A 22,638-nucleotide genomic window follows, 5' to 3' on the forward strand; every position below is an offset into this window, starting at 1 on the left:
TTTCGTGTGGCGGAGACCCTAGCGGGTTTATCCGATTGACGCATCGCCCCCGCACTTCTAGTTCCCGCCCCTTAGCGACATCGACAATTTAAACGGAGTGCCCGCCGCAATGGCCGACGCCTATCCTACGACCGCGTCCAAGGCTCCTGAAGGCGCCACCGGCGTGCTGGTGCTCTCCAGCGGCGAGGTCGTGTGGGGCCGTGGCTTCGGCGCGGAAGGGGCGGCCGTCGGCGAGGTGTGCTTCCACACCGCGATGACGGGCTATCAGGAGATCATGACCGACCCGAGCTTTGCCGGGCAGATGGTCACCTTCACCTTCCCGCATATCGGCAATGTCGGCGCCAATGCGGATGATATCGAGGCGGACAACCCCCACGCGCTCGGCATGATCGTGCGCGAGGACGTGACGGGCCCGAGCAACTTCCGCAGCGTCGAGCGGCTCGATGCGTGGATGGCGAAGCACGGGCGGATCGGGCTGTCGGGTGTCGATACGCGGGCTCTCACGCGGCGGATCCGCGCGGGCGGCGCGCCGAACGCGGTGATCGCGCATGCGGCGGATGGTGTGTTCGATGTGCCGGCGTTGCTGGCGATGGCGCAGGCGTGGCCGGGGTTGGAGGGCATGGACCTGGCGATCGAAGTGTCCACCGCGATGGATTACGGCTGGGCCGGCGGCGTGTGGAATCTGGGCGCGGGGTATGAAGAATCCCCCTCCCGCTTGCGAGTTTCGGGCCGGTCAGCCCCCCGGGCTGACCTGAACGATCCGGGGGATCGTTCACCCGAAACTGGGCTAGGGGAGGGCCTGTCCGCAAACGCAGCGCCCGCCGTAGAAGACAGTCCCTCCCGCGAGCGGGAGGGGAGTGCCAAAAGACCCCACGTCGTCGCGATCGACTACGGCTCGAAGCGCAACATCTTCCGCAACCTCGTCGCCGCCGGCGCCGACGTCTCGGTCGTCCCCGCAGGCGCGACCTTCGACGAAGTGATGGCGCTGAACCCCGACGGCATCTTCCTGTCGAACGGCCCCGGCGACCCCGCCGCGACCGGCATCTATGCCGTCCCGGTGATCCGCCAGCTGCTCGAAACCGGCAAGCCGCTGTTCGGCATTTGTCTGGGCCATCAGCTGCTCGGCCTCGCGGTCGGGGCGACCACCACCAAGATGTTCCAGGGCCATCGCGGCGCCAACCATCCGGTGCAGCGTTTGAGCGACGGCGCGGTCGAGATTACCTCGATGAACCACGGCTTCGCGGTCGAGCGCGCGAGCCTGCCGGCGAGCGTGCGCGAAACGCACGTCTCGCTGTTCGACGGCTCGAACGCCGGCCTGGAGCTGACCGACCGCCCCGCCTTCAGCGTGCAATACCACCCCGAGGCGAGCCCCGGCCCGCAGGACAGCCTGTATCTGTTCGAGAAGTTTGTGGGGATGCTGAACGCTAAGGAGGCGAACTGATGGCCGTCGTTCGACAGTTTGAGCTTAAGGATCTGGACCGCGTCGCGCCGCACTCCGAGGTAAACGCTACTATCAGTTTGGTGGAGCTTGACGGTGAGAAGTTCGTGCAGATCGATACGTACGGTTCGAAGGACCGAGCGATCCCGGACAAAATCTCTCAAAGCGTTCGTCTGACCAAGGCCGCTTTCGATCAGCTAACTCAGTACGCAGCCAAGCACTTCTAATGTTCCCGCGCTGCCCATTGCCTCATTCTTCAAAGGCCTCCCTATGACCCTCCCAGACGTCGATCCCGCCCGGCTCGAAGAAGAATGGAGCGCCGACAAGGAGGTGCTCGCCAGCCTCGCCGAGAATGGCGACCGCTCGGATATCGTCCGCGCCGTGGACGTAAGCTTCCGCGGGTCCGAGCCGGCGCTCGACCGGCTCGAGGAGGATGCCGAGGAACTCGGCTTCGAAGTGATCGAGCGCGAAGAGGATGAGGAGGGCGAAATCTCCCTCTTCCTCGGCTGCGAGCAGACCTCGGACGAAGCCGCGATCCGCGCGCTGACCAAGCGCTGCCTGCAGATCGAACTGATCTACGACGTGGAATATGACGGCTGGGGTTGCACCGCCGAAACCGGACTGATTAGCTGACATGCCAAAACGCACCGACATCAACACCATCCTCGTCATCGGCGCGGGGCCGATCGTCATCGGCCAGGCGTGCGAGTTCGATTATTCGGGCACGCAGGCGATCAAGGCGCTGCGCGAGGAGGGCTATCGCATCGTCCTGGTCAATTCGAACCCGGCGACGATCATGACCGACCCCGAGCTGGTCGGCTGGAGCGAGGCCGAGGGCGCGACCTATATCGAGCCGATCACGCCCGAGATCGTGGCGAAGATCATCGCCAAGGAAGTCGCCGCGCGCCCCGACGATGTGATGGCGTTGCTGCCGACGATGGGCGGGCAGACCGCGCTCAACACCGCGCTCGCTTTGTTCAACGACGGCACGCTCGCGAAATACAATGTCGAGATGATCGGCGCCGACGCCGAGGCGATCGACAAGGCCGAGGATCGGCTGAAGTTCAAGGACGCGATGACCAAGATCGGTCTCGAATCCGCACGCTCGGCGATCGCGCACACCGTCGAGGAAGCGCTCGCCGGGTTGGAGCGCACCGGGCTCCCCGCGATCATCCGGCCGAGCTTCACGATGGGCGGATCGGGCGGCGGCATTGCGTACAACCGCGAGGAATTCCTTGCGATCGTGCGCAGCGGGCTCGACCTGTCGCCGACCACCGAAGTGCTGATCGAGGAATCGCTGATCGGCTGGAAGGAATATGAGATGGAAGTCGTGCGCGACCGCGCCGACAATGCCATCATCATTTGTTCCATTGAGAACATCGATCCGATGGGCGTCCACACCGGCGACTCGATCACCGTCGCGCCCGCGCTGACGCTGACCGATAAGGAATATCAGATCATGCGCAACGCGAGCATCGCGTGCCTGCGCGAGATCGGCGTCGAGACCGGGGGCTCGAACGTGCAGTTCGCGGTCAACCCCAAGGACGGCCGCCTGATCGTGATCGAGATGAACCCGCGCGTGTCGCGCTCCTCGGCACTGGCGTCGAAGGCGACGGGCTTCCCGATCGCCAAGGTCGCCGCCAAGCTCGCGGTCGGCTACACGCTCGACGAGATCACCAACGACATTACTGGCGCGACGCCGGCGTCGTTCGAGCCGACGATCGATTATGTCGTCACCAAGATCCCGCGCTTCGCCTTCGAGAAGTTCAAGGGCGCCGAAGCCGTCCTGTCGACCGCGATGAAGTCGGTCGGCGAAGTGATGGCGATCGGCCGCAACATCCATGAGAGCCTCCAGAAGGCCCTGCGCGGGCTCGAGACGGGCCTCAGCGGCTTCAACATCGTCGATCGCCTCGCCGGTGCGCCGCGCGAGGAGATCGAGGCGGCGCTGTCGATCGCGACGCCCGACCGCTTGCTCGTCGCGGCGCAGGCGCTGCGCGAGGGCTTCACCGTCGCCGAGGTGCATGCGCTCGCCAAATACGACCCGTGGTTCCTCGAGCGCATCGCCGAGATCGTCGCGGCCGAGACCGAAGTCTGCACCGATGGCCTGCCGCGCGATGCGGCTGGGATGCGGCGGCTCAAGGCGATGGGCTTCAGCGACAAGCGGCTCGCCTATCTCGCGCTCAAGTCGGCGAACCTGCGCGAGCGCGGCACCGCGCGCGGCGGGCTGATCCACGACGTCGTCCAGATGATGACCGGCGGCACGACCGAGGCCGAGGTGCGCGCGGCGCGCCACAAGCTTGGGGTCCGCCCGGTATTCAAGCGGATCGACACCTGCGCGGCCGAGTTCGACGCCAAGACGCCGTATATGTATTCGACCTACGAAGCCCCGAGCTTCGGCGAGCCCGAATGCGAGAGCCAGCCGACCTCCGCCAAGAAGGTCGTCATCCTCGGCGGCGGTCCGAACCGGATCGGGCAGGGGATCGAGTTCGATTATTGCTGCTGCCATGCGTGCTTCGCGCTGGGCGATGCGGGCTATGAGACGATCATGGTCAACTGCAACCCGGAGACGGTGTCGACCGATTACGACACCTCGGACCGTCTGTATTTCGAGCCGCTGACCGCCGAGGACGTGCTCGAAATCCTGCATGTCGAGATGTCGAACGGCACGCTGCACGGCGTGATCGTCCAGTTCGGCGGGCAGACCCCGCTCAACCTCGCCCAGGCGCTGCAGGATGCGGGGATTCCGATCCTCGGCACCAGCCCCGATGCGATCGATCTCGCCGAGGATCGCGAGCGCTTCGCCGCGCTCGTCAACAAGCTCGGCCTGCGCCAGCCCGCCAACGGCCTCGCGCGCAGCCGCGAAGAGGCGATCGTCGCTGCCGAGCGGATCGGCTATCCGGTGCTGATGCGCCCGAGCTACGTGCTCGGCGGCCGCGCGATGGAGATCGTCGACGGGCGGCCGCAGCTGGAAGAATATATCCAGACCGCGGTGCAGGTGTCGGGCGAGTCGCCGGTGCTGATCGACCAGTATCTGCGCGATGCGATCGAGGTCGATGTCGATGCGATCTCCGACGGCACCGACGTGACCGTCGCGGGCGTGCTCCAGCATATCGAGGAAGCCGGCGTCCATTCGGGCGACAGCGCCTGCTCGATCCCGCCTTACTCGCTCAGCGCCGAGATCATCGCCGAGATCGAGCGCCAGACCGTCGCGCTCGCCAGGGCGCTGTCGGTGGTGGGGCTGATGAACATCCAGTTCGCGGTCAAGGATGGGCTGGTCTATCTCATCGAGGTCAATCCGCGTGCTTCGCGGACGGTGCCGTTCGTTGCCAAGGCCATCGGCGCACCGATCGCCAAGATCGCCGCGCGCGTGATGGCGGGCGAGAAGCTGGCTGATCTCCCCAAGATCGACCGCCACATCGATTATTACGCGGTCAAGGAAGCGGTCTTCCCGTTCAACCGCTTCCCCGGTGTCGATCCGGTCCTCTCGCCCGAAATGAAGAGCACGGGCGAAGTGATGGGGATCGACCCCGATTTCACGCTCGCCTTTGCCAAGTCGCAGCTGGGGGCAGGGACCGTGCTGCCCAAGAGCGGCGCGCTGTTCGTCAGCGTCAAGGATGGTGACAAGCCGGTGATCCTGCCGGGCATCCGTGCGCTGTCCGCGCATGGCTTCACGATCGTCGCGACCGGCGGGACCGCGGATTACCTCACCGAGCATGGCGTTACGGTCGAGCGCGTCAACAAGGTGGCGCAGGGCCGGCCGCATATCGTCGACCGGATCAAGGATGGCGGAATCGACCTGATCTTCAACACGACCGAGGGTTGGCAGAGCCTCAAGGACAGCTCGCCGATCCGCGCGTCGGCGCTCGCGCAGAAGATTCCGTACTTCACCACGGCGCCTGCGAGCGTCGAGGCGGCACAGGCAATTGTCGCGCTTTCGACACGCAGCCTTGAAGTACGGCCGCTGCAATCCTATTATTCCCACTCGCACAGTTAATTCCCCACATCAAAAGATCGTGCGGGCGGGCCCAGAGCGGGCCGGCCAACCGGGGAATTTTGAAGACGAAGGACGAAGAGGGATGGCTACCGTCGAAAAGATGCCGATGCTGCAAGAGGGCCATGACCGGCTCAATGCGGACCTGAAACGGCTTAAGGCGGAGCGTCCGACCATCGTCGACGCGATCGAGGAAGCGCGTGCGCACGGCGATCTCTCGGAGAATGCCGAGTATCATGCCGCCAAGGAACGCCAGGGCCAGATCGAAGCCTCGATCAGCGATATCGAGGACAAGCTCGCGCGCGCGCAGGTCATCGATCCGAAGGATCTGTCGGGCGACAAGGTGGTGTTCGGCGCGACCGTCACGCTGCTCGACGAGGACGACAAGCCGATCACCTATCAGATCGTCGGCCAGACCGAGGCCGATGCCAAGGGCGGCCGGATCTCGTACAATTCGCCGCTGGGGCGCGCGCTGATCGGGCGCAAGCTCGAGGACGAAGTCGAAGTGACGGTGCCGTCGGGTGATCGGTACTACGTCGTCTCGAAGATCGAATTTATTTAACTAACTCCAACTCCCTCTCCCGCTTGCGGGAGAGGGGCAGACGCCGAAGGCGGCGCGGGGTGAGGGCAGTGCGGTTCGCATCCTGCCCTCGCCCGACCTCGCTGCGCTCGGCCACCAGCATCGGGTAAACAGCGCCCCGCGCTGTTTAGGTTATGCCGGGGGCATGACCGACCCGATGCTCCCGCAAGCGGGAGAGGGATTTTGGTTAGACGCCCGGTGCGAGCAGATCGGGCTGCAGCAGGCGGTGCAGATGCACCACGACATACTTCATCTCAGCATCATCGACCGTGCGCTGCGCAGACGCGCGCCAGGCTTTCTCGGCGCTGGCATAATCGGGAAACACCCCGACGATGTCGATCGATGACAGATCGTCGAAATCGAGCGTGCGCGGGTCGCTGACGCGGCCGCCGAAAACGAGGTGGAGCTTGCTCATGTGCGGTTTCCCGAAAAAAATGGCGTGGTTCGCGACGTCCTAGTCGCGAACCACGCCATCGGGAACCGTCAAGCGGGGTTTATTCGCCGGTAGGCGTCGTTTTGGGGCCGGCATTGGTGTCGGCGGGCTTGCTGGCGCTGCTCCGGTCGGCGCTCGCCTTGTCGTTGGCGGCGGTCAGCGCGGCGAGGCCGGCAGTCGAGACCGCCTTGATCACCCCTTCGAGCATCCGCGACATCTGGCTGCGCGCCGAGTCGCGCGACAGGCCGAGCACGCCGAGTTCTGACTTGGCGGTGTCCTTCGCCGCATCGACCGCGCCGCGCGCGGTATCGCTCAGCCGCTGTCCGACCGGGGCGAGCAAGCGCGCCTCTTGATCGGTGCGCGGCACCAATGCACCGGCGACCGCGCCGAGCGCAATGCCGCCGACCAGCGCAGAGATCGGATTGGCCTCGAGCCCGCTGGCTGCGCGCCCGGCAATGTCGCGGATCGACTCTCCGGTGTTTTCGATCGTCTTGCCGGCCGAGTCACGGAGCGACTGCACGGTGCTGGTTTTGGCGTGCGCACCGCTCTTTTTATTGTGGTCGGGGCGGGTGGGGGCGGTTGCGTCGTTCATCGCTCGGATCCTCTTCATCGGGTGCCAGGCTGCTAACTCTTGGATTTAGAACCAGTTGCGTAGCGAATCGCTTTCGCGATCGGGCCGCGGGCAAAAAATAGCCCTAGCAGGCTTAACCCGATGCCCACCGGCACCGGCTGGCGCTTCGCGGTGTCGACCGCGAAGCTGACGGCGTCCTTGCCCCGCTCCTTGAGCGTGTCGGCAACGTCCTGCGCCATCACCTGCGGGCTCGCTTTGTGCTGGAGAGCGCTGATCGTCGCGGAAAGCCTGGCGCGCGCCGCATCGGCGCGCGCCTGTGCCAGCGCGACTTTGGGGTCGAGGTATGGCGTGCTCATGCGACGGCTCCAGCGGTTCCGAAGATCCGCTTGAAGTGGCGCGATGCCAGGAAACCGAACAGCGCCGCCGCCACGAGCAATACGCCCGCGACGATTGCCGTCGCCGCCAATGGGCCGACCTGCGGGGTCAGCACCAGCAGCGCGCCTACCACCAGCGCAATCGACGCCAGCGAGCCGAACACGACCGCGCCAAGCGCCAGCACGATGCCTCCCTTGGCGTCGTTCACTTTCGAGCCGAGCTTGGCCTTTTGCAGGTCCATCTCGCTACGTGCGACCTGCTGCGCGTCACTGACGACGCGCGAGAGCAAGGTGGCGATACTCTCGTCCGCCACCAGGCTCGGGCTTGCTATATCTTCCATCGGTGCCCCCGAATGCCCGATCAGGCCTTGGGATCGGTCGTCGTGGCGTCGCTGCGATCGACCGCGAGGCCAGCCTGCAGCAGCCGTACCAGCACGAAACCGAGCGCCGCTGCGGTGCCGATCGCGACCGCCGGGCTCTTCTGCACAAAGCCGCGCGCATCCTCGATCAGATCGTCGAGCTGCTTGGCCTTGAGGCCTTCGGAGAATTCCGAAACCTTGTCGGCCGCGGTGCGCGCATATTGGCCATATTGCTCACCGAGCTTCTCATCGACCGTGCCGGCCGCGTCGTTGATCATCTTGACGACCTCGTCGAGCGCGCCGCCCGCGCGTGCCTTGCCATCCTCGGCATAGGTGCGTGCGCGATCCACGGCTTCCTTGCCGAGCTTGGATGCGCTGTCCTTGATCAGCTGCGACGCGGTTGCGGTTGCCTTGGCGGCCTCGTCGCCGGCGGTCTTTGTGGCGTCGGCCGCAGCGTCGATCGTGTCGTGTGCAGCGGAAGTGAAATCGGTGGTAGCCATGACAAGCGCCCTTCGTTGGAATATCGAAACAATATAACCGGCCAGCGCATCCGGCGGTTCCATCGCCTCCACGCGAATTGCCGCGGCGACGTTAAGCCGATAGAGGCACGCGCGAACCGCTCGTCCATATCGTTAGAAGGATCGTTCCGTGACCGCAATCATCGACATTCATGCCCGCACGATCCTCGACAGTCGCGGTAATCCGACCGTCGAAGTCGATGTCATGCTCGAGGATGGCAGCTTCGGCCGCGCCGCAGTTCCGTCTGGCGCCTCGACCGGTGCACACGAAGCCGTCGAGAAGCGCGACGGCGACAAGAGCCGCTGGGGCGGCAAGGGTGTCGAGGACGCGATCGACGGCGTCAACGGCGAGATCGCCGACGCGGTGATGGGCCTCGAGGCCGAAGACCAGCGCGAAATCGACCAGGTGATGATCGAGCTCGACGGCACCGAGAACAAGAGCCGGTTGGGCGCGAACGCGATCCTCGGCGTCAGCCTCGCGGTTGCCAAGGCCGCGGCAGATGCGCGCACGCTGCCGCTCTATCGTTATGTCGGCGGTGTTTCGGCGCACATCCTGCCGGTGCCGATGATGAACATCATCAACGGCGGCGAGCATGCCGACAACCCGATCGATTTCCAGGAATTCATGATCGTGCCGGTCGGCGCGACCTCGATGATCGAGGCGGTGCGCTGCGGGTCGGAGATTTTCCACACGCTCAAGAAGGCGCTGCATGACAAGGGCCTGGCGACCTCGGTCGGCGACGAAGGCGGCTTCGCGCCCAACATCGCCTCGACCGACGAAGCGATCGAATTCATCCTGCGCTCGATCGAGACCGCGGGCTACACGCCGGGCGACGACGTGATGCTCGCGCTCGATTGCGCCGCGACCGAGTTCTACAAGAACGGCAAGTATGAGATCTCGGGCGAGGGCAAGAGCCTCTCCAGCCACGAAATGGCCGAATATCTCGCCGACCTGACGCGCCGCTACCCGATTTTTTCGATCGAGGACGGCATGGGCGAGGACGATTGGGAGGGCTGGAAGGCCCTCACCGACATGGTCGGCGACAAGGTCCAGCTGGTCGGCGACGACCTGTTCGTGACCAATCCGAAGCGTTTGAAGCAGGGCATCGAGACCCGCACGGCGAACTCGCTGCTCGTCAAGGTGAACCAGATCGGTACGCTCACCGAAACGCTCGAAGCCGTATCGATGGCGCAACGAGCGGGCTATACCGCCGTCATGTCGCACCGCTCGGGCGAGACCGAGGACTCGACGATCGCCGATCTGGCTGTCGCGACCAATTGCGGGCAGATCAAGACGGGCAGCCTCGCGCGCTCCGACCGGCTCGCAAAGTACAACCAGCTGATCCGCATCGAGGAGGAGCTGGAAGGCGCCGGAATCTATGCCGGACGTTCGATCCTGCGTGTTTAACGCAAGGTAAATACGGGCTTGATCCACGAGTCGCGATGAGTCAGAGTCGCGACCGTGGTCAAGAAACGCTCAACCCTCCGTCCGATGCTGCGCCGCGCGATCGCGCCGGCGGCGCTGCTGATCGTCGGTATCTTCTTCGGGGGCTATGCGATCTTCGGGCCGAACGGCGCGCTGGCCTATGGCGATATCGAGCGGCAGCTCGCGGTGCGGCAGCGCCAGCTCGCGATGCTCGACCGCAACCGAACCGAATTGAAGAACCGGGTCGATCTGCTCGATCCGCGGCATGCCGATCCCGATCTGGTCGATGAGCTCGCGCGCAAGGATCTGGGTGTGGCGAATCAGGACGAAGTGATCGTGCCCCTCGACAGGTGAGCTGCCCTAAAGCCCCTCCCCTTCAGGGGAGGGGTTGGGGGTGGGGCTGTGCCTCGCAGAGAGCCAGCGCCCGTTACCGCCCCACCCAACCCCTCCCCTAAAGGGGAGGGGCTTTTAGACTTTACCTCCCCAAAAACGTCAGCAGGTCATTCGTAAAGCGATCGCTCTCGGTGATCGTCAGTCCATGCGGCGCGCCGTCATATTCGACCAGCTGCGAACCCGAGATGCCCTTAGCGGCCTCGCGCCCGGTCGCGTCGATCGGGACGGTCTGGTCGCTCGTCCCGTGGACGATCAACGTCGGCACGCGGAACGCCGGCAGGTCGCCGCGGAAGTCGGTATGGCCGAACGACTGCGCGCAGGCGAGGATCGGCTTGAGCCCGGCAAGGTTGGTCTGGTTCCACGCCCAGTCGACCGTCTCGTTGCTCACCGGCGACGAGATGAATCCGACGCCGAGGAACTGCTTGAGAAAGGTCTGAAAGAAGCCGTATCGATCCTTTTGGATGCCCTCGCCGATGCTGGCGAGTTGTTCCTCGGGAACGCCGTTGGGATTGTCCTCGGTCTTGAGCATGTAGGGCACGACCGACGAGATCAGCCCCGCCGCAACGACACCCTTGCCCTCATGACGGCTCATATAGCGCGCGACTTCGCCGCCACCCATCGAGAAGCCGACGAGCGTCGCGTCCTCGGTCGCGCCGGTCTGCTCGAGCACTTCGGCGAGATCGTCGGTCAGCGTATCATAGTCATAGCCGCTCCACGGCTGGCTCGAGCGGCCGAAGCCGCGGCGGTCATAGGCGATCGCGCGGAAGCCGGCGTCGGCGAGCGCCATCGCCTGCGCGTCCCAGCTGTCCGAGCTCAACGGCCAGCCATGGATGAGCACGACCGGACGACCGCTGCCCCAATCCTTGACGTAGAGGTCGGTGCCATCGCGGGTCTTGATATACGGCATGAAGCGCTCCTTTGGATCTCGCAAGGCTCAACGATGGCGGGCGCCGGGCGTTCCGCGGGGGTGGCGTGATCGGCCGCAAGCTGTCAGCGTCGCACGATTGCCGAATCAAAGGACGAGTATGCGCAAAGGTTTGCTGGCGGGGATTGCGGGTCTGGCGTTGATGTCGTGTTCGGCGCAGTCGGCCGAACCCAAGGGGACGATGGCACCGCTCGCCGCATTGCCGACGACCGACTGGAAGAGCTTCCGCGACACCTTCATCGAGGATTGGTTCAAGATCTCGCCGGCCGATGCGGTCTATCAGGGACGCCACGATTTCGACGGCGGGCTGGGCGACTGGACGCCCGGCGGGCTCAAGCGGCAGGGTGATTTCTTCCGCGAGGCGATCGCCAAAGCCAAGGCGTTCGATGCGACCAAGCTGACCAAGGACGAAGCGTTCGAGCGCGATTATCTGGTGGTGGTTGCGTCGGGCAAACTGTTCTGGCTCGAGGATGCCGATTTCCCGCACAAGAACCCGGCCTGGTACGTTAATGCCGGGCTCGACCCGAACGTCTACATCGCGCGCCATTATGCCGATGCGCCGACGCGGATGCGCGCGATGGTCACCTTCCTCAGGAAGATCCCCGACGCGACCGCGCAGATCAAGGCCAACCTCAAGACGCCGATGCCGCTCAGCTACGTCAATTTCGGCGTCGCGGCGTTCAACGGCTTCGGCGATTATTACACCGGCGACGCGAAGAAGGCGTTTGCGGAGGTGAAGAGCCCGGCGCTGCAGGAAGAGTTCGACAAGGCCGCCGCCGCTGCCTCGAAGGCGATGCACGATCTCGGCGCGTGGGTGGAGAGCCAGGGCGGCACCGCGACGCAGGACTTTGCGCTCGGGCCCGATCGGTTCGCGCGGATGGTCAAGCTGACCGAGGGCGTCGACGTGCCGCTCGCCACGCTCGAAGCGGCGGGGAAGGCCGATCTGCTGCGCAACCAGAAAGCGCTCGCCGAGGCGTGCGCGACCTATGCGCCCGGCGCGACGATCCCGGCGTGCATGGCGAAGATGAACGCCAACAAGCCCGCCAACAACGATCCCGTCGCCGAGGCGCGCAAGCAGATCCCCGAACTGCGCGCGTTCGTCACCGACAACCAGATCGTGACGATCCCCGACCAGGAGCAGGCGCTGGTCGAGGAAAGCCCGCCCTATAACCGCCAGAACAGCGCCTACATCGATCCGCCCGGGCCGTTCGAGAAGGGCATCCCCTCGGTCTATTACATCTCGCCGCCCGATCCGGCGTGGAGCAAGGCCGAGCAGGACGGGTTCATTCCCGGCAAGATGGACCTGCTGTTCACCACGGTGCACGAGGTGATGCCCGGGCATTTCCTGCAATTCCGCCACGCCAATGCCTCTCCCTCGATCTTCGGGCGGCTGTTCGTCGGTTATGCCTTTGCGGAGGGCTGGGCGCATTATGCCGAGGAAATGATGTGGGAGGCTGGGCTCCATAAGGGCGATGCCGAGACGCATATCGGGCAGCTGTCGAACGCACTGCTGCGGAATTGCCGGTATCTGTCGGCGATCGGGATGCACACCGGCACGATGACGCAGGCGGATTCGCTGAAAATGTTCCAGGAGCAATGCTATCAGGACGCGGGCAACGCCAAGCAGCAATCGGCGCGCGGAACCTACGACCCGGCCTATCTCAACTACACGATGGGCAAGCTGATGATCCGCAAGCTGCGCGCCGACTGGACCGCGACGCATGGCGGACGCGCTAGCTGGAAGGCGTTCCACGACGAGTTCCTACGCTATGGCGGCCCACCGATCCCATTGGTGCGCCAGGCAATGCTGGGGGGCGACGGCAAGGCGGTGTTCTGAGCCTTCGCTCGCGCACCGTACCCCGGCGAAGGCCGGGGCCCAGCCACCTTCGTCACTGGGCCCCGGCCTTCGCCGGCGTGCGGTCGGTAGCTAGGAAAGCTCAGCGCGCGTGTTTCAGCGTCGGCACTTCGTCGGCGACCTCGGCCGCCTGCGGATTGCGGATCGACGGGCGTAGTCGGGCGACGCTGCACAGCCCGGCGATCACGGCCAAGCCCACCGCTACCAACGGCGGCACGAACCCTTCGCCGACACCGAGCGCGAGCAGCAAAGCGACCACGGTCGCGCCCGTCGTCTGCCCGGCAAGCCGCACGGTCGACACCAGACCGCCCGCCGCCGCCGCACGCTCGCGCGGTGCCGAACCGACCACCAGCCGGGCGTTGGGCGGCAGGAACAGTCCGAACCCTGATCCGCACAGCGCCATCCGCCACGCCACGTCGAAATAGCTCGGATCGGCGGGCATGAAGGCGAGCAGCAGCAGCGCGCAGATCGACACCACCATCCCGATCCCGCCCAGGATCCCCGCCGGGATCCGGTCCGACAGAAAGCCCGAGAGCGGCGCGACGACCATGTTGGTCAGCGGCCATGGCGCGATCGCCGCGCCGATCGCCGCCGCGCTGAAGCCCAGTGCGTGCAGCCGGAACGGGGTCGAGATGAGCAAGGTCATCGAGGCGGTGAAGGCCGCGAACCCGCCGATCGCCGACAAGGCGAGCACCGGCCGCGCGAGCAGATCGATCGGCAGGATCGGGTCGGTCTCGCCCTTTTCGCGCCGCACGAAGAAATAGCCGATGACGATGCCGAGCAGCACGATCGCCGCCGACACCACCGGGCTGTCGCCATGCACCATCGTTTCGAGCCCGCCGATGATCAGCCCGAACATCGCGGCGCACATCACCGCGCCGATCACGTCGAAGGTCGTGGCGCGCGGCTTGGGGGCGGGGATCGCGCTGCCGAGCGCGAGGCTGGCGACCGCGAACGGGATCGCGCTGGCGAACACCCACGGCCATGGCGCCACCGACAGGACGAGCCCGCCGATCGTCGGTGCCGCCGCCGCCGCGCTCGTCACGACGACCGAGTTGATGCCGAGCCCGCGCCCGAGCTGGTTCGCCGGATAGATCTGGCGGATCAGCGCGGAGGCGACGCTCAGCACCCCCGCCGCGCCGATCGCCTGGACCGCACGCACGATCAGCAGGAAGGGCAGGCTCTTGGCGAAGAAGCACAACAGGGTGGCGACGGTGAAGACCAACTGGCCGCCCTGATAGATCCGCTTGAGGCCGACGCGTTCGCCAAGTCCGGCAAAGGGCAGCATCAGCATGACCAGCATGACCTGGTAGATCGTGACGACCGAGACCACCGCGCTCTGATCGACATGCAGATCGCGCGCGATCGTCGGCAGCGCGACATTGGCGACGCCGCCGTCGATGATCACCAGCGCCGAGCCGAACGACATGGCGGCGATCGCGAGATAGCGGCGGGGTAGGGGGAGTCCGTCGGTCACGGTGCTTGCCTAACGATTGACGGGACGGAGGCAAGGCGAACGGATACGATGGTTCGTGGTTCCAGCACCCGCGACGGATCTGGGGGGCAAGGCGCAGGCGGCGGGGGCATCGCCATTAGGCGCCGACTGCGGAAACCTTCAGTTTCGTGATCGTTGCTTGTTGCAGCGCACCATTTTTGATACGGATGTGTTTGGTACAGCGTTGTCACAAATTTCTTCAGTCAGGCGAGTCTGCCATGTCTAACGGCCCCGTTCCTACCGTGTTCGAAGCGATCGTCCGCAAGCGCTGCCTGCGCGCGACCTATAATCGCACCGACATCATGCTTGCGCCGCACATCATCTACACGCGTCACGACGATCTCTTCGTCGACGGCGTGGTGCTCGAGCGCGACGGCAAGCCGCCCAAGGAATTGAAGCTCGGCACGTTCAAGCTCGCCGGTCTCAACGGCGTCGGCCTGACGGAGCGCAATTTCGATGCGAACCCGCTCTTTGCGGCGAACGATCCGAAATATAGCGACGCCGCACTGATGGCGGTCGAAGCCTAAACCCGCTCGCGACCGCGCGCCGCCATCGTGCGGCGCAGCGTGCGCATCAGGATCAGCGCCACGATCGCGACCGCCGCACCGGCGATCATGTCGGCCAGATAATGCGTTCCCTCGATCGGCGTCGACAGCAGCATCGCGCCGTTGAGCACCATCACGGTCCACCGCAGCCGCGCGATCCGCCACCCGGCCGCCATGTACAGCACCGCGCTGGCGGTATGAAAGCTCGGCGCCGAGACCAGCCCACGTAGCGTCCCCAGATCGACCTCGCGCAGCATGTGACTGCGCAATGCGGGCAGCAGGTCCGCCTCGTACAAGCCGCTTTCGGGCAGATACGGCACCGGGCCATGCCACAGCGTCGCGAGCGGGCCGAGCGCTGGAATGTAGCGGAATATCGCCAGCGAGATCACCGCCGCGATCCAGAAGCCGACAAGGAAGCCGCGCGCCTCGGCGCGTTTGTCGGCGAAAGCGTAATGGCCGAGGATCAGAGCGGGCGTGACGAAGATGCTCTGATACGCCGCAGTGCCGAGGATTTGCAGCGAGCGGTGCGCGACGACGAGCTCGTACCAGGCGAGCCAATTGAAGTGCAGTGCCTCGTCGATGTGCTGCAGCACGGCATCGACCGAGCCACGCGTATCGGCGGCGAGCGGATAGGTCGCGACCGCGCCGAGCAGGCCGACGCCCATGAACAGCCCGACCGACTCGGCCAGATCGCGCGCGATGCGCTGCGAATTGGTGGAAGGGTCGCGCGTGACGAAGCGGACCGCCGCGAGGAACGCAAAGGCGAAGCCGAACAGCAGCGTGCTCGGCGCCCAGGGATCGATCGTAATCCCGTCATCATACAGCAGGGCGGCGACGCACAGCACGCTGAGGCCGAACCCGAGCGCGAGCCAGCCGCCTGGGATCAGCCCGGGTTGACGGACGCTGCCGACCGGCAGCGGTGTCGCGATTGCATAGGTCGAGGTGGTTGGGATCGACACGGGATACGCCTGCTTGCGAAGACGATTTTCCCGATCGTCGCCTGATGGATGGCCCTAGGAGGGACTGAATAGCCACCATGGCGTGAAGACTTTGTGACGTCCAGATGACATCCGGCGTCAGGCAGGGGAATGCGCCGGGGGGAGCCGCGAGCGCGACACCCCCCGACCCGAAATCAGCGGCAGATCTGGATGCGACGGCCGTGGCGCCATTCGGTACGGCAGCGGCGATGGTTGTTCCAGCCATGGCCACGGCCGCGGTCGCCGCGCCAGTTGCGGTCGCCACGGTCGCCGCGATGGTTGAAGCCGCGGTCACCGCGCTGGTCGTAGCGGCGATCGTCGCGATGACCCTGTGCCGAGGCGGCGGTGGTCGAAACGCCAAGGCCGGCGAACATGAGCCCGGCGGCGATGAGGTGGGTGATTTTCATGCAATGTCCTTTCGGCCCGATGATCGGGCGAGACCAGGACACTACGCGCGGCCGTAACGATGGTTGCTGAACGCGATCGTTTGGCTAGGTACAGGTTCGCGCCGAGCCTAAAGCGCGATCCCGAGCCGCGGCGCGAGCGCGAGCATCGCGAAATACAGCGCGATCGTCAGTGCGCAGCCGAGCCCGAGCGCTGGCCAGAACCCGATCCCCGCGCGCAGCAGGGCCGGGATGACGAGGAACATCGGCAGCGAGGGCAGGATGAACCAGAAGGTTGCCTGGACGTGCGCGGCCATGTTCCCCGCGTCGGGCTTCTCGCCCCACAGCCACAGCATCCCGAGCACCGAGACCAGCGGAAGCGACGCGATCAGCGCTCCGAAGCCGGGATAGCGCTTGGCGAGCGTCGAGGCGAGCGCGATGAGGATGCCCGAGATCAGCGCTTTGAGGGTGAGGAACAGCATCCTGGCTCACCCGCCTCGCGGGCAGATTACTTGCCGACCCAGTCGGCGATCTCGGCCGCGACCTGATTGGCCGCCGTGTTGAGCGCCTGGCCGACCGGCGCGGCAGCAATCGCGGTTACCGGCACGCGCGCCTCGAAGCGGCGCTTCTCGACGATCTTGCCGGTGGTGCGGATCAGCGACCCGTCGAAGGTGACGACCGCTTCCTTGGTCGCTGCATCGACGCCGAAATTGCGCAGCTCGCCCGACAGGATCGCGCCGGGGTCGGAGAAGGATTGCGCGCTGCTCAGCACGATCCGCCCGGTCCGCGCGGGGACGGTGTCGATCAGCAGCCGGACGAACATCCGGTTTGGCGGTTCGACCCACTGCGCATTGGTGACATAGGCGATCGATGTCTCGCTCGCCTGCACCGGCACGCGGGTGCCGGCAATTGCCTGCGACGCGCCGGGGACCAGGATCGTGATCGTCGGCGAAGTCGCCGACGACTGCGTCTGCCCGGCGGGAACGCTCGCTGCGGAGGTCAGCGAGAGGAGCGAGGGTGGGGGCTTTGCGCCGAAGCTGATGCAGCCCGCGAGCGGGGCGGCGACGAGGAGCGCCAGCAGCGTCTTGGAGCGGATCATGGTCACTGTCCCTTTCCGGGCTTGTAATCAGGCAATTTCGGCTGGCCGATCAGCGAGGTCGCGCCGCCACGATCGAGCTTTTCCGCGACCGACGTCAGCGCCTGCGACATTTCGCGCAGATCGTGGACGAGCTGGCCGACCTCTGGGATCGTCTGCTTCGAGAACGACTGCAGACCCGGCCGCGCATCGCCGATCGCCGCATCGAGCGTTTCCATGCTGTGCTGCGCCGAGGCGATCGTCTTGTTGAGGTTGCCCATCATCGGATGGATGTCGCTCTCCAGCATGCCGTTGGTGGTCTTCGCCAGGGCCGCGAACTGGTCGGCGGCAAGGCCGGCCTTCTGGATCGTCACGCGCGACTCGGCGAGCGTTGCAGCGATCTCCGGGCCGCGATCCGCGAGCGCTGCGGTCAGCTTGTTGGTGTTGGCGAGGATGCCAGCGATCGACTGCTGGTTCTTGTCCGACAGCATGTCCGACAGCCGCTCGGTCAGCGTCGAGATGCGCTCGAGCAGCTGCGGCGCCGAGCTCAGCAACGCGCCGAGGCCGCCGGGCTTGGTCGGGATCGTCGGGACGCCATTGGGGCAGTCGCTCAGCGGGTTCTCGACCGGGCAGGCGATCGGCGGGGCGCCCTTGATCGCGCCGTCGAGCTGCACCGTGCTGGTGCCGGTGAAGCTGCCCTGCAGCGTGGCGGTGGTGCCGACCAGGATCGGCACATCGGGATTGACGCTGATGCGCACGCGGACCAGCTGGGGATCGGGCTTCCACAGCGTGATTTCCTTGACCTGCCCCGAGGGCACGCCTGAGAAGGCGACCGCCGAACCCTTTGCCAGGCCGTCGACCGACTGCTTGAAGAAGATGTCATATTCCTTGTCGGACGCAGTGCCCCAGCGCGCGATCCACACGAGGAATAGCAGCATGACTGCGAGCAGGATCAGCACGACGGTGCCGACCAACACATGGTTCGAGCGGGTTTCCATCAGCTTGTGCCCTCAGCTTTCGCCACGTCTTTGTTATGCTGGATCGTCGCAGTCGCGGCGCGGCCGCGCGGTCCCTTGAAATATTCCTGGATCCACGGATGGTCCAGCGCGAGCAGTTCGTCGATAGTCCCGACCGCGATCACCTTCTTGTCGGCAAGCACCGCGACGCGGTCGCAAATCGCGTAGAGGGTATCGAGATCGTGCGTGATCAGGAACACCGTCAGCCCGAGCGTCTTCTGCAGCGAAGCGGTCAGTTCGTCGAACGCCGCCGCGCCGATCGGATCGAGCCCCGCGGTCGGCTCGTCGAGGAACAGCAATTCGGGGTCGAGCGCGAGCGCGCGGGCGAGACCGGCACGCTTGCGCATCCCGCCCGACAGTTCGGCCGGGAATTTGGGGCCTGCATCGGCAGGCAGGCCCGTCATCACCACCTTGTAGGCGGCGATCTCGTCGAGCAGCGCCGAATCGAGATCGGGATAGAATTCGCGGAGCGGGACCTGGACGTTCTCCGCGACGGTCAGCGTCGAGAACAAGGCGCCGCCCTGAAACAGCACGCCCCAACGCTTGGTCAGATCGGTGAGTTCGATTTCCTCACGCTCGATAGTCGATTCGCCGAACACTTCGATCTCGCCCGCCATCGGGGTCTGCAACCCGATGATTGAGCGCATCAGCACCGATTTGCCGGTGCCCGACCCGCCGACCACGCCGAAGATCTCGCCGCGCCGCACGTTCAGGTCGAGCCCGTCATGGACGATCTGCTCGCCAAAGCCGTTCTTGAGCCCGCGCACGACGATGACGTCGTCGCCCTGCTTTTTGCCGTTGCGTTCGGTCTGCGTCATATCCAGCCGATCGAAGTGAAGAAGACCGCGAAGAACGCATCGATCACGATCACGAGGAAGATCGCCTGGACGACCGCGGCGGTCGTCCGGGTGCCGACCTGTTCGGCGTCGCTCTCGACCAGCATCCCCTGGAAACACCCCGCAACCGCGATGATCAGCCCGAACACCGGCGCCTTGACGAGCCCAACGTAGAGATCGGTGATCGGTACGACTTCGCGCAAGCGCTGGATGAAGGTCACCGGCGGAATGCCGAGCGTGATCCAGCAGAGCAGTCCGCCGCCGATGATCGTCACGATCGAGGCGTACATGCCGAGCAGCGGCATCATGATGACGGTGGCGAGCACGCGTGGCAGCACCAGCGCCTCCATCGGCGAGACGCCGATCGTGCGCATCGCATCGACTTCCTCGGTCAGCTTCATCGTGCCGATCTGCGCGGCAAACGCCGAGCCCGAACGGCCCGCGACCATGATCGCAGTCATCAGCACGCCGAGCTCGCGCAGCGTGATTCGCCCGACCAGGTTGATCGTGAGGAATTCAGCGCCGAACTGCTGAAGCTGCACCGCGCCCTGCTGCGCGATGACGATGCCGATCAGGAAGCTCATCAGCCCGACGATCGCCAGCGCATTGACGCCGACGACTTCGAACCGCTGGACCACCGCGTTGAAGCGGAATCGCTTGGGGTGCGTCGCGACCTGCCAGAAGGCGATCAGCGTGGCGCCGAGGAAGCCGAGCAGGCCGTAGAGCGTGTGCCCGGTCGTCACCACCGCATCGCCGATCTCGCCGACCATCCGGGTAAACGTGCCCTTGGTGGCAGGCCGCATCGCGACCGGCTGATCGGCGGCGGCAACCTGTTTCAGCAAATGTTCGCCATCGGCATCGAGACCGGTGATCTCGGCATCATGTTCGGCGGCAAAGCGGTGGACGAGCCATGCCCCGACGGTATCGATCCGCTCGATGCCACTGAGATCGACGCTCGACACCTTTCCGTCATAGGCGCGCAGCCGCTCGGGCAGGTCACCGATCTTCGCCAGGGACAGGCTACCGGTGAAGCGAACGACGTCGGTATCGTTGGAGAAGGCGGCCATTTCGGTCATCTATCGCCTTCTGTGATGCAATCGGGCTGGATCGGCAAGGCTCCTGCGGCGTATGGCGCGTGAATGCATCACTTTGCCGTCTATGATATGGACAAGACAATCACTTACGCGCCGACTTGGACGTCGTTCCTCGTGCGGACCGCGACGGTCGAATCGCCGTGGCGACTCGCCTTGCTGCCCGTCGCTGCGCTGGCGACGCTCGGCTATGTCGCAAGGCTGGTCGGGCGCGCACGCCTCAAGGAAATCACGCACGCACTTTTGCTCGGGCCGCGGCTTCCGGAAGCGGTCGCGGCGCGTGCCGCGGACCGCTTTGCCGAGCATATTGTCGAATCGGGCATCTATGCCGGCGCGCTCGCGCAGATCGCCGAGGATCGGGCGGCGGGCCATCGGCTCGTGCTGGCGACGGCGTCGTATGGCTTCTATGCCGAGGCGATCGCCGCGCGGCTCGGCTTCGAGGCGGTGATCGCGACTCGCGCGGTTCGCGAGGGTGGGGCGATCCTGCCGCAGATCGCCGGAGAGAATTGCTACGGCCCGGCCAAGCTCGCGATGATCGAGGCGTGGCTGGCGGGGCAGGGGATCGCGCGTTCGGACGCCGTGGTGCGCTTCTATTCGGACCACGTCTCGGACGAACCGTCGTTCAACTGGGCCGATGTCGCGATCGCGACCAACCCGCACACGCAATTGCGGGCGATGGCGTGGGAGCGCAAATGGCGAGTCGAGGATTGGACGCGATGAGCGTGGAGACCGCGTGGGACGGCGCCATGGTCCGCAAATGGCTCGAGAGCCGATTCGAGGCCGCGCGTAGCGACCAGGCCATCGCCGACCGGCAAGGTCGCTCGGCGGAGGGCGATTCGGACAAGGCGGCGGCCGAAGAGTTCGTGTGCCGCGCGCTCAAGGCGGACGATGCGACGAACGACCAGACGCGCTTTGCCGCACGCCTCAAGGGCCTGCTCGATCAGGATGAGTATCGCCATGCCGGCGCGCATGACGATCGCCGCTTCGAGCGCGAGGTGCGCGGCTATCTCAGGAAGCTGGTCAAGATGACCAAGACCAACACGGGGTTTGAAAACCGCCTGCGCTATCAGTAAACGCGCGCGAGCTTAAAGCGCCACGTCCACGCCGTGGATAACGAGGCCGACAAGGCCGCCGACAAGCGTGCCGTTGACGCGGATATATTGCAGGTCACGCCCGACCGCATTTTCGAGCCGCCGCGTGATCGTGCCGGCATCCCAGCCCTGGATTGTTTCCGACACCAGCCGCACGATCGCGTCGCCATAATCGGCGGCCATGCCGACCACCGTGCGGCGGACGAAGCGGTTGATCGTGCGGCGCAGTTTCGGGTCGGTCTGCAACGTGCCGCCCAATTGCCGCAGCGCGTCGCCGACCGGCCCGGCGAGCAGCTTGTCGGGGTTGCGCGCGATCCGCAGCATTCCGCCGCGCGCCTGCTCCCACAGCCCGTCGAGCCAGCGCTGCATCGCGGGATTGTCGATGATCTCGCCCTTCACCGCCGCGACACGCGCGCGCATCTCGGGATCGTGGACGAGATCGTGCGCCAGCGTCGCCAGCGCTTCCTCGGCCTTGGCGCGCAACGGGTGCTCGGGATCCTCGGCGATGCCCGTCAGCAGCCCGTTGAGACCATCGATGATCTTGGTGGCGAGCGTCTCGTCGAGCCCGGTCCAGCGCATGATGTTGCCGGCGCGGTCGGACACCATCTGGCGGATCACCAGCTCGTTCGCGGCGAGCAGCCGGGCGCCCCATTTGACGATCCCGTCGAGCAGCGGGAGGTGGCGATCCTCGGCGATCGCCGCGGTGAGCGCCTGGCCGAGCAACGGCGAGACGTCGAGCGCACGCAGCCGCGCGCCGATCCCGGCCTTGACCATGCCACCGAGCCGCTGCTGGTCGAACGCCTCGAGCATGTGTGTCGCGAGCCCCGCCGCGCCGCGCCGGATCCGCCCGTCGCCGCCGGGCGGGTTGGCGAGCCAGCGGCCTGCTGCGCCCGCGACATCGACGCGGCGCATCCGCCGCGCGACGACGCCGGGGATCAGGAAATTGTCGCGCAGGAACGCGGCGAGCGTCGTCCCGATGCGATCCTTGTTGCGCGGGATGATCGCGGTGTGCGGGATCGGCAGCCCGAGCGGATGGCGGAACAAAGCGGTCACCGCGAACCAGTCGGCAAGGCCACCGACCATCGCGGCCTCGGCAAAGGATCGGACGAAGCCGAGCGCGGGATAGGTCGGCGCATAAGCGCGCGTGACGAGGAAGGTCGCCGCCATGACGACCAGCAACCCTCCGGCGATCCAGCGCATCCGGACAAGGCCGGCGGGCGGGGCTTCGGAAGTGCGCGGGGGACGGGTACGGCTCATAGCGCGACC

The 22,638-nt window shown here is 65.8% G+C and carries 26 protein-coding genes; 11 read left to right on the forward strand and 15 right to left on the reverse strand.

The features are described from left to right. Positions 1 to 109: 109 nt before the first annotated feature. The 5 genes from carA to greA all read left to right on the forward strand — a co-directional run bounded on the left by carA (position 110) and on the right by greA (position 5,991). Entirely contained in the window at positions 110 to 1,441 is a 1,332-nt protein-coding gene (carA, locus tag EAH76_RS19540) for a glutamine-hydrolyzing carbamoyl-phosphate synthase small subunit (RefSeq protein WP_140851959.1), read from the forward strand. After that, the gene (locus EAH76_RS24125; RefSeq protein WP_140851960.1) at positions 1,441 to 1,665 is read left to right on the forward strand and encodes a methionyl-tRNA formyltransferase; all 225 of its coding nucleotides are present in this window, start codon (positions 1,441 to 1,443) and stop codon (positions 1,663 to 1,665) included. Before carA ends, EAH76_RS24125 begins: the two co-directional genes overlap by 1 nt. 43 nt (positions 1,666 to 1,708) lie before the next feature. Further along, positions 1,709 to 2,071 carry a ribonuclease E inhibitor RraB gene (locus EAH76_RS19550; protein ID WP_140851961.1) on the forward strand — a complete coding sequence of 121 codons (363 nt, stop codon included), beginning with the start codon at positions 1,709 to 1,711 and terminating at the stop codon, positions 2,069 to 2,071. Between the two features lies 1 nt (position 2,072). Next, positions 2,073 to 5,432 (forward strand): carbamoyl-phosphate synthase large subunit, encoded by a 3,360-nt coding sequence (carB, locus tag EAH76_RS19555; RefSeq protein ID WP_140851962.1) that lies wholly within the window; start codon positions 2,073 to 2,075, stop codon positions 5,430 to 5,432. A gap of 82 nt (positions 5,433 to 5,514) precedes the next feature. After that, positions 5,515 to 5,991: a transcription elongation factor GreA gene (gene greA, locus EAH76_RS19560; RefSeq protein ID WP_140851963.1), complete on the forward strand. Its 477-nt coding sequence runs from the start codon at positions 5,515 to 5,517 to the stop codon at positions 5,989 to 5,991. Positions 5,992 to 6,196: 205 nt separating this feature from the next. Here the strand turns inward: greA and EAH76_RS19565 are convergent, their stop codons facing one another. The 5 genes from EAH76_RS19565 to EAH76_RS19585 all read right to left on the reverse strand — a co-directional run bounded on the left by EAH76_RS19565 (position 6,197) and on the right by EAH76_RS19585 (position 8,246). Next, the gene (locus EAH76_RS19565; protein ID WP_140851964.1) at positions 6,197 to 6,424 is read right to left on the reverse strand and encodes a DUF4170 domain-containing protein; all 228 of its coding nucleotides are present in this window, start codon (positions 6,422 to 6,424) and stop codon (positions 6,197 to 6,199) included. Between the two features lie 79 nt (positions 6,425 to 6,503). Then, a complete protein-coding gene (locus EAH76_RS19570; protein WP_140851965.1) occupies positions 6,504 to 7,034 on the reverse strand; it encodes a hypothetical protein in 531 nt (176 codons plus the stop codon). A gap of 32 nt (positions 7,035 to 7,066) precedes the next feature. Next, a complete protein-coding gene (locus tag EAH76_RS19575) occupies positions 7,067 to 7,369 on the reverse strand; it encodes a DUF3618 domain-containing protein (RefSeq protein ID WP_140851966.1) in 303 nt (100 codons plus the stop codon). Beyond that, entirely contained in the window at positions 7,366 to 7,728 is a 363-nt protein-coding gene (locus EAH76_RS19580) for a phage holin family protein (protein WP_140851967.1), read from the reverse strand. The genes EAH76_RS19575 and EAH76_RS19580 overlap by 4 nt, the downstream gene beginning before the upstream one ends. Positions 7,729 to 7,748: 20 nt before the next feature. Next, entirely contained in the window at positions 7,749 to 8,246 is a 498-nt protein-coding gene (locus tag EAH76_RS19585; protein WP_140851968.1) for a hypothetical protein, read from the reverse strand. 148 nt (positions 8,247 to 8,394) lie between these two features. Here EAH76_RS19585 and eno point away from each other — a divergent pair, with 148 nt between their 5' ends. Both eno and EAH76_RS19595 read left to right on the forward strand, forming a co-directional pair. Beyond that, a complete protein-coding gene (eno, locus tag EAH76_RS19590) occupies positions 8,395 to 9,672 on the forward strand; it encodes a phosphopyruvate hydratase (protein WP_140851969.1) in 1,278 nt (425 codons plus the stop codon). Between the two features lie 84 nt (positions 9,673 to 9,756). Then, positions 9,757 to 10,044, forward strand: a complete 288-nt coding sequence (locus EAH76_RS19595) for an FtsB family cell division protein (RefSeq protein ID WP_140851970.1) — start codon at positions 9,757 to 9,759, stop codon at positions 10,042 to 10,044. 121 nt (positions 10,045 to 10,165) lie between these two features. On the opposite strand, the gene EAH76_RS19600 is transcribed toward EAH76_RS19595, so the two are convergent. Next, entirely contained in the window at positions 10,166 to 10,990 is an 825-nt protein-coding gene (locus EAH76_RS19600; RefSeq protein WP_140851971.1) for an alpha/beta fold hydrolase, read from the reverse strand. Positions 10,991 to 11,108: 118 nt separating this feature from the next. Here EAH76_RS19600 and EAH76_RS19605 point away from each other — a divergent pair, with 118 nt between their 5' ends. Continuing rightward, positions 11,109 to 12,845 (forward strand): DUF885 domain-containing protein, encoded by a 1,737-nt coding sequence (locus tag EAH76_RS19605; RefSeq protein WP_140851972.1) that lies wholly within the window; start codon positions 11,109 to 11,111, stop codon positions 12,843 to 12,845. A 100-nt stretch (positions 12,846 to 12,945) separates the two neighbouring features. Here the strand turns inward: EAH76_RS19605 and EAH76_RS19610 are convergent, their stop codons facing one another. Then, on the reverse strand, positions 12,946 to 14,340 hold the full coding sequence (locus tag EAH76_RS19610) for an MFS transporter (protein WP_140851973.1): 1,395 nt from the start codon (positions 14,338 to 14,340) through the stop codon (positions 12,946 to 12,948). Positions 14,341 to 14,576: 236 nt separating this feature from the next. On the opposite strand from EAH76_RS19610, the gene EAH76_RS19615 reads away from it, so the two are divergent. After that, positions 14,577 to 14,885 carry a hypothetical protein gene (locus tag EAH76_RS19615; protein WP_133187291.1) on the forward strand — a complete coding sequence of 103 codons (309 nt, stop codon included), beginning with the start codon at positions 14,577 to 14,579 and terminating at the stop codon, positions 14,883 to 14,885. Here EAH76_RS19615 and EAH76_RS19620 read toward each other — a convergent pair. The 7 genes from EAH76_RS19620 to EAH76_RS19650 all read right to left on the reverse strand — a co-directional run bounded on the left by EAH76_RS19620 (position 14,882) and on the right by EAH76_RS19650 (position 20,266). After that, complete coding sequence (locus tag EAH76_RS19620) at positions 14,882 to 15,862, reverse strand: phosphatase PAP2 family protein (protein WP_140851974.1); 981 nt, start codon at positions 15,860 to 15,862, stop codon at positions 14,882 to 14,884. The two genes, EAH76_RS19615 and EAH76_RS19620, sit on opposite strands and share 4 nt — an antisense overlap. Before the next feature lie 173 nt (positions 15,863 to 16,035). Continuing rightward, complete coding sequence (locus tag EAH76_RS19625) at positions 16,036 to 16,287, reverse strand: hypothetical protein (RefSeq protein ID WP_140851975.1); 252 nt, start codon at positions 16,285 to 16,287, stop codon at positions 16,036 to 16,038. A 107-nt stretch (positions 16,288 to 16,394) separates the two neighbouring features. Continuing rightward, complete coding sequence (locus tag EAH76_RS19630; RefSeq protein ID WP_140851976.1) at positions 16,395 to 16,745, reverse strand: DUF3147 family protein; 351 nt, start codon at positions 16,743 to 16,745, stop codon at positions 16,395 to 16,397. Between the two features lie 26 nt (positions 16,746 to 16,771). Beyond that, positions 16,772 to 17,368 (reverse strand): ABC-type transport auxiliary lipoprotein family protein, encoded by a 597-nt coding sequence (locus EAH76_RS19635; RefSeq protein WP_140851977.1) that lies wholly within the window; start codon positions 17,366 to 17,368, stop codon positions 16,772 to 16,774. Next, the gene (locus tag EAH76_RS19640; protein WP_140851978.1) at positions 17,365 to 18,336 is read right to left on the reverse strand and encodes an MlaD family protein; all 972 of its coding nucleotides are present in this window, start codon (positions 18,334 to 18,336) and stop codon (positions 17,365 to 17,367) included. Before EAH76_RS19640 ends, EAH76_RS19635 begins: the two co-directional genes overlap by 4 nt. Beyond that, the gene (locus tag EAH76_RS19645; protein WP_140851979.1) at positions 18,336 to 19,172 is read right to left on the reverse strand and encodes an ABC transporter ATP-binding protein; all 837 of its coding nucleotides are present in this window, start codon (positions 19,170 to 19,172) and stop codon (positions 18,336 to 18,338) included. Before EAH76_RS19645 ends, EAH76_RS19640 begins: the two co-directional genes overlap by 1 nt. Next, positions 19,169 to 20,266, reverse strand: coding sequence for an ABC transporter permease (locus tag EAH76_RS19650; protein WP_140851980.1), 1,098 nt, complete (start codon positions 20,264 to 20,266; stop codon positions 19,169 to 19,171). Before EAH76_RS19650 ends, EAH76_RS19645 begins: the two co-directional genes overlap by 4 nt. Before the next feature lie 63 nt (positions 20,267 to 20,329). Between EAH76_RS19650 and EAH76_RS19655 the strand changes: the two genes are divergently transcribed. Together EAH76_RS19655 and EAH76_RS19660 are read left to right on the forward strand one after the other, a co-directional pair. After that, positions 20,330 to 21,001: an HAD family hydrolase gene (locus EAH76_RS19655; protein ID WP_140851981.1), complete on the forward strand. Its 672-nt coding sequence runs from the start codon at positions 20,330 to 20,332 to the stop codon at positions 20,999 to 21,001. After that, positions 20,998 to 21,354 carry a hypothetical protein gene (locus EAH76_RS19660; RefSeq protein WP_194151048.1) on the forward strand — a complete coding sequence of 119 codons (357 nt, stop codon included), beginning with the start codon at positions 20,998 to 21,000 and terminating at the stop codon, positions 21,352 to 21,354. Before EAH76_RS19655 ends, EAH76_RS19660 begins: the two co-directional genes overlap by 4 nt. A gap of 12 nt (positions 21,355 to 21,366) precedes the next feature. Here EAH76_RS19660 and EAH76_RS19665 read toward each other — a convergent pair whose 3' ends face one another. Next, on the reverse strand, positions 21,367 to 22,629 hold the full coding sequence (locus tag EAH76_RS19665; protein ID WP_206667913.1) for a DUF445 domain-containing protein: 1,263 nt from the start codon (positions 22,627 to 22,629) through the stop codon (positions 21,367 to 21,369). Between the last annotated feature and the right edge of the window lie 9 nt (positions 22,630 to 22,638).

This window comes from Sphingomonas glacialis, assembly GCF_006439055.1.
Taxonomy (GTDB): domain Bacteria; phylum Pseudomonadota; class Alphaproteobacteria; order Sphingomonadales; family Sphingomonadaceae; genus Sphingomonas; species Sphingomonas glacialis_A.

Excerpts from the sequence above, each read along its gene's own strand:
- EAH76_RS19645 (WP_140851979.1), bottom strand. The coding sequence starts at position 19,172 with ATGACGCAGACCGAACGCAACGGCAAAAAGCAGGGCGACGACGTCATC.
- EAH76_RS19585 (WP_140851968.1), bottom strand. The coding sequence starts at position 8,246 with ATGGCTACCACCGATTTCACTTCCGCTGCACACGACACGATCGACGCT.
- EAH76_RS24125 (WP_140851960.1), top strand. The coding sequence starts at position 1,441 with ATGGCCGTCGTTCGACAGTTTGAGCTTAAGGATCTGGACCGCGTCGCG.
- carB (WP_140851962.1), top strand. The coding sequence starts at position 2,073 with ATGCCAAAACGCACCGACATCAACACCATCCTCGTCATCGGCGCGGGG.
- EAH76_RS19625 (WP_140851975.1), bottom strand. The coding sequence starts at position 16,287 with ATGAAAATCACCCACCTCATCGCCGCCGGGCTCATGTTCGCCGGCCTT.
- EAH76_RS19595 (WP_140851970.1), top strand. The coding sequence starts at position 9,757 with ATGCTGCGCCGCGCGATCGCGCCGGCGGCGCTGCTGATCGTCGGTATC.
- EAH76_RS19650 (WP_140851980.1), bottom strand. The coding sequence starts at position 20,266 with ATGACCGAAATGGCCGCCTTCTCCAACGATACCGACGTCGTTCGCTTC.
- EAH76_RS19665 (WP_206667913.1), bottom strand. The coding sequence starts at position 22,629 with ATGAGCCGTACCCGTCCCCCGCGCACTTCCGAAGCCCCGCCCGCCGGC.
- greA (WP_140851963.1), top strand. The coding sequence starts at position 5,515 with ATGGCTACCGTCGAAAAGATGCCGATGCTGCAAGAGGGCCATGACCGG.
- EAH76_RS19550 (WP_140851961.1), top strand. The coding sequence starts at position 1,709 with ATGACCCTCCCAGACGTCGATCCCGCCCGGCTCGAAGAAGAATGGAGC.
- EAH76_RS19600 (WP_140851971.1), bottom strand. The coding sequence starts at position 10,990 with ATGCCGTATATCAAGACCCGCGATGGCACCGACCTCTACGTCAAGGAT.
- EAH76_RS19655 (WP_140851981.1), top strand. The coding sequence starts at position 20,330 with ATGCATCACTTTGCCGTCTATGATATGGACAAGACAATCACTTACGCG.
- EAH76_RS19570 (WP_140851965.1), bottom strand. The coding sequence starts at position 7,034 with ATGAACGACGCAACCGCCCCCACCCGCCCCGACCACAATAAAAAGAGC.
- EAH76_RS19615 (WP_133187291.1), top strand. The coding sequence starts at position 14,577 with ATGTCTAACGGCCCCGTTCCTACCGTGTTCGAAGCGATCGTCCGCAAG.
- EAH76_RS19575 (WP_140851966.1), bottom strand. The coding sequence starts at position 7,369 with ATGAGCACGCCATACCTCGACCCCAAAGTCGCGCTGGCACAGGCGCGC.
- carA (WP_140851959.1), top strand. The coding sequence starts at position 110 with ATGGCCGACGCCTATCCTACGACCGCGTCCAAGGCTCCTGAAGGCGCC.
- EAH76_RS19660 (WP_194151048.1), top strand. The coding sequence starts at position 20,998 with ATGAGCGTGGAGACCGCGTGGGACGGCGCCATGGTCCGCAAATGGCTC.
- EAH76_RS19630 (WP_140851976.1), bottom strand. The coding sequence starts at position 16,745 with ATGCTGTTCCTCACCCTCAAAGCGCTGATCTCGGGCATCCTCATCGCG.
- EAH76_RS19565 (WP_140851964.1), bottom strand. The coding sequence starts at position 6,424 with ATGAGCAAGCTCCACCTCGTTTTCGGCGGCCGCGTCAGCGACCCGCGC.
- EAH76_RS19640 (WP_140851978.1), bottom strand. The coding sequence starts at position 18,336 with ATGGAAACCCGCTCGAACCATGTGTTGGTCGGCACCGTCGTGCTGATC.
- EAH76_RS19580 (WP_140851967.1), bottom strand. The coding sequence starts at position 7,728 with ATGGAAGATATAGCAAGCCCGAGCCTGGTGGCGGACGAGAGTATCGCC.
- EAH76_RS19605 (WP_140851972.1), top strand. The coding sequence starts at position 11,109 with ATGCGCAAAGGTTTGCTGGCGGGGATTGCGGGTCTGGCGTTGATGTCG.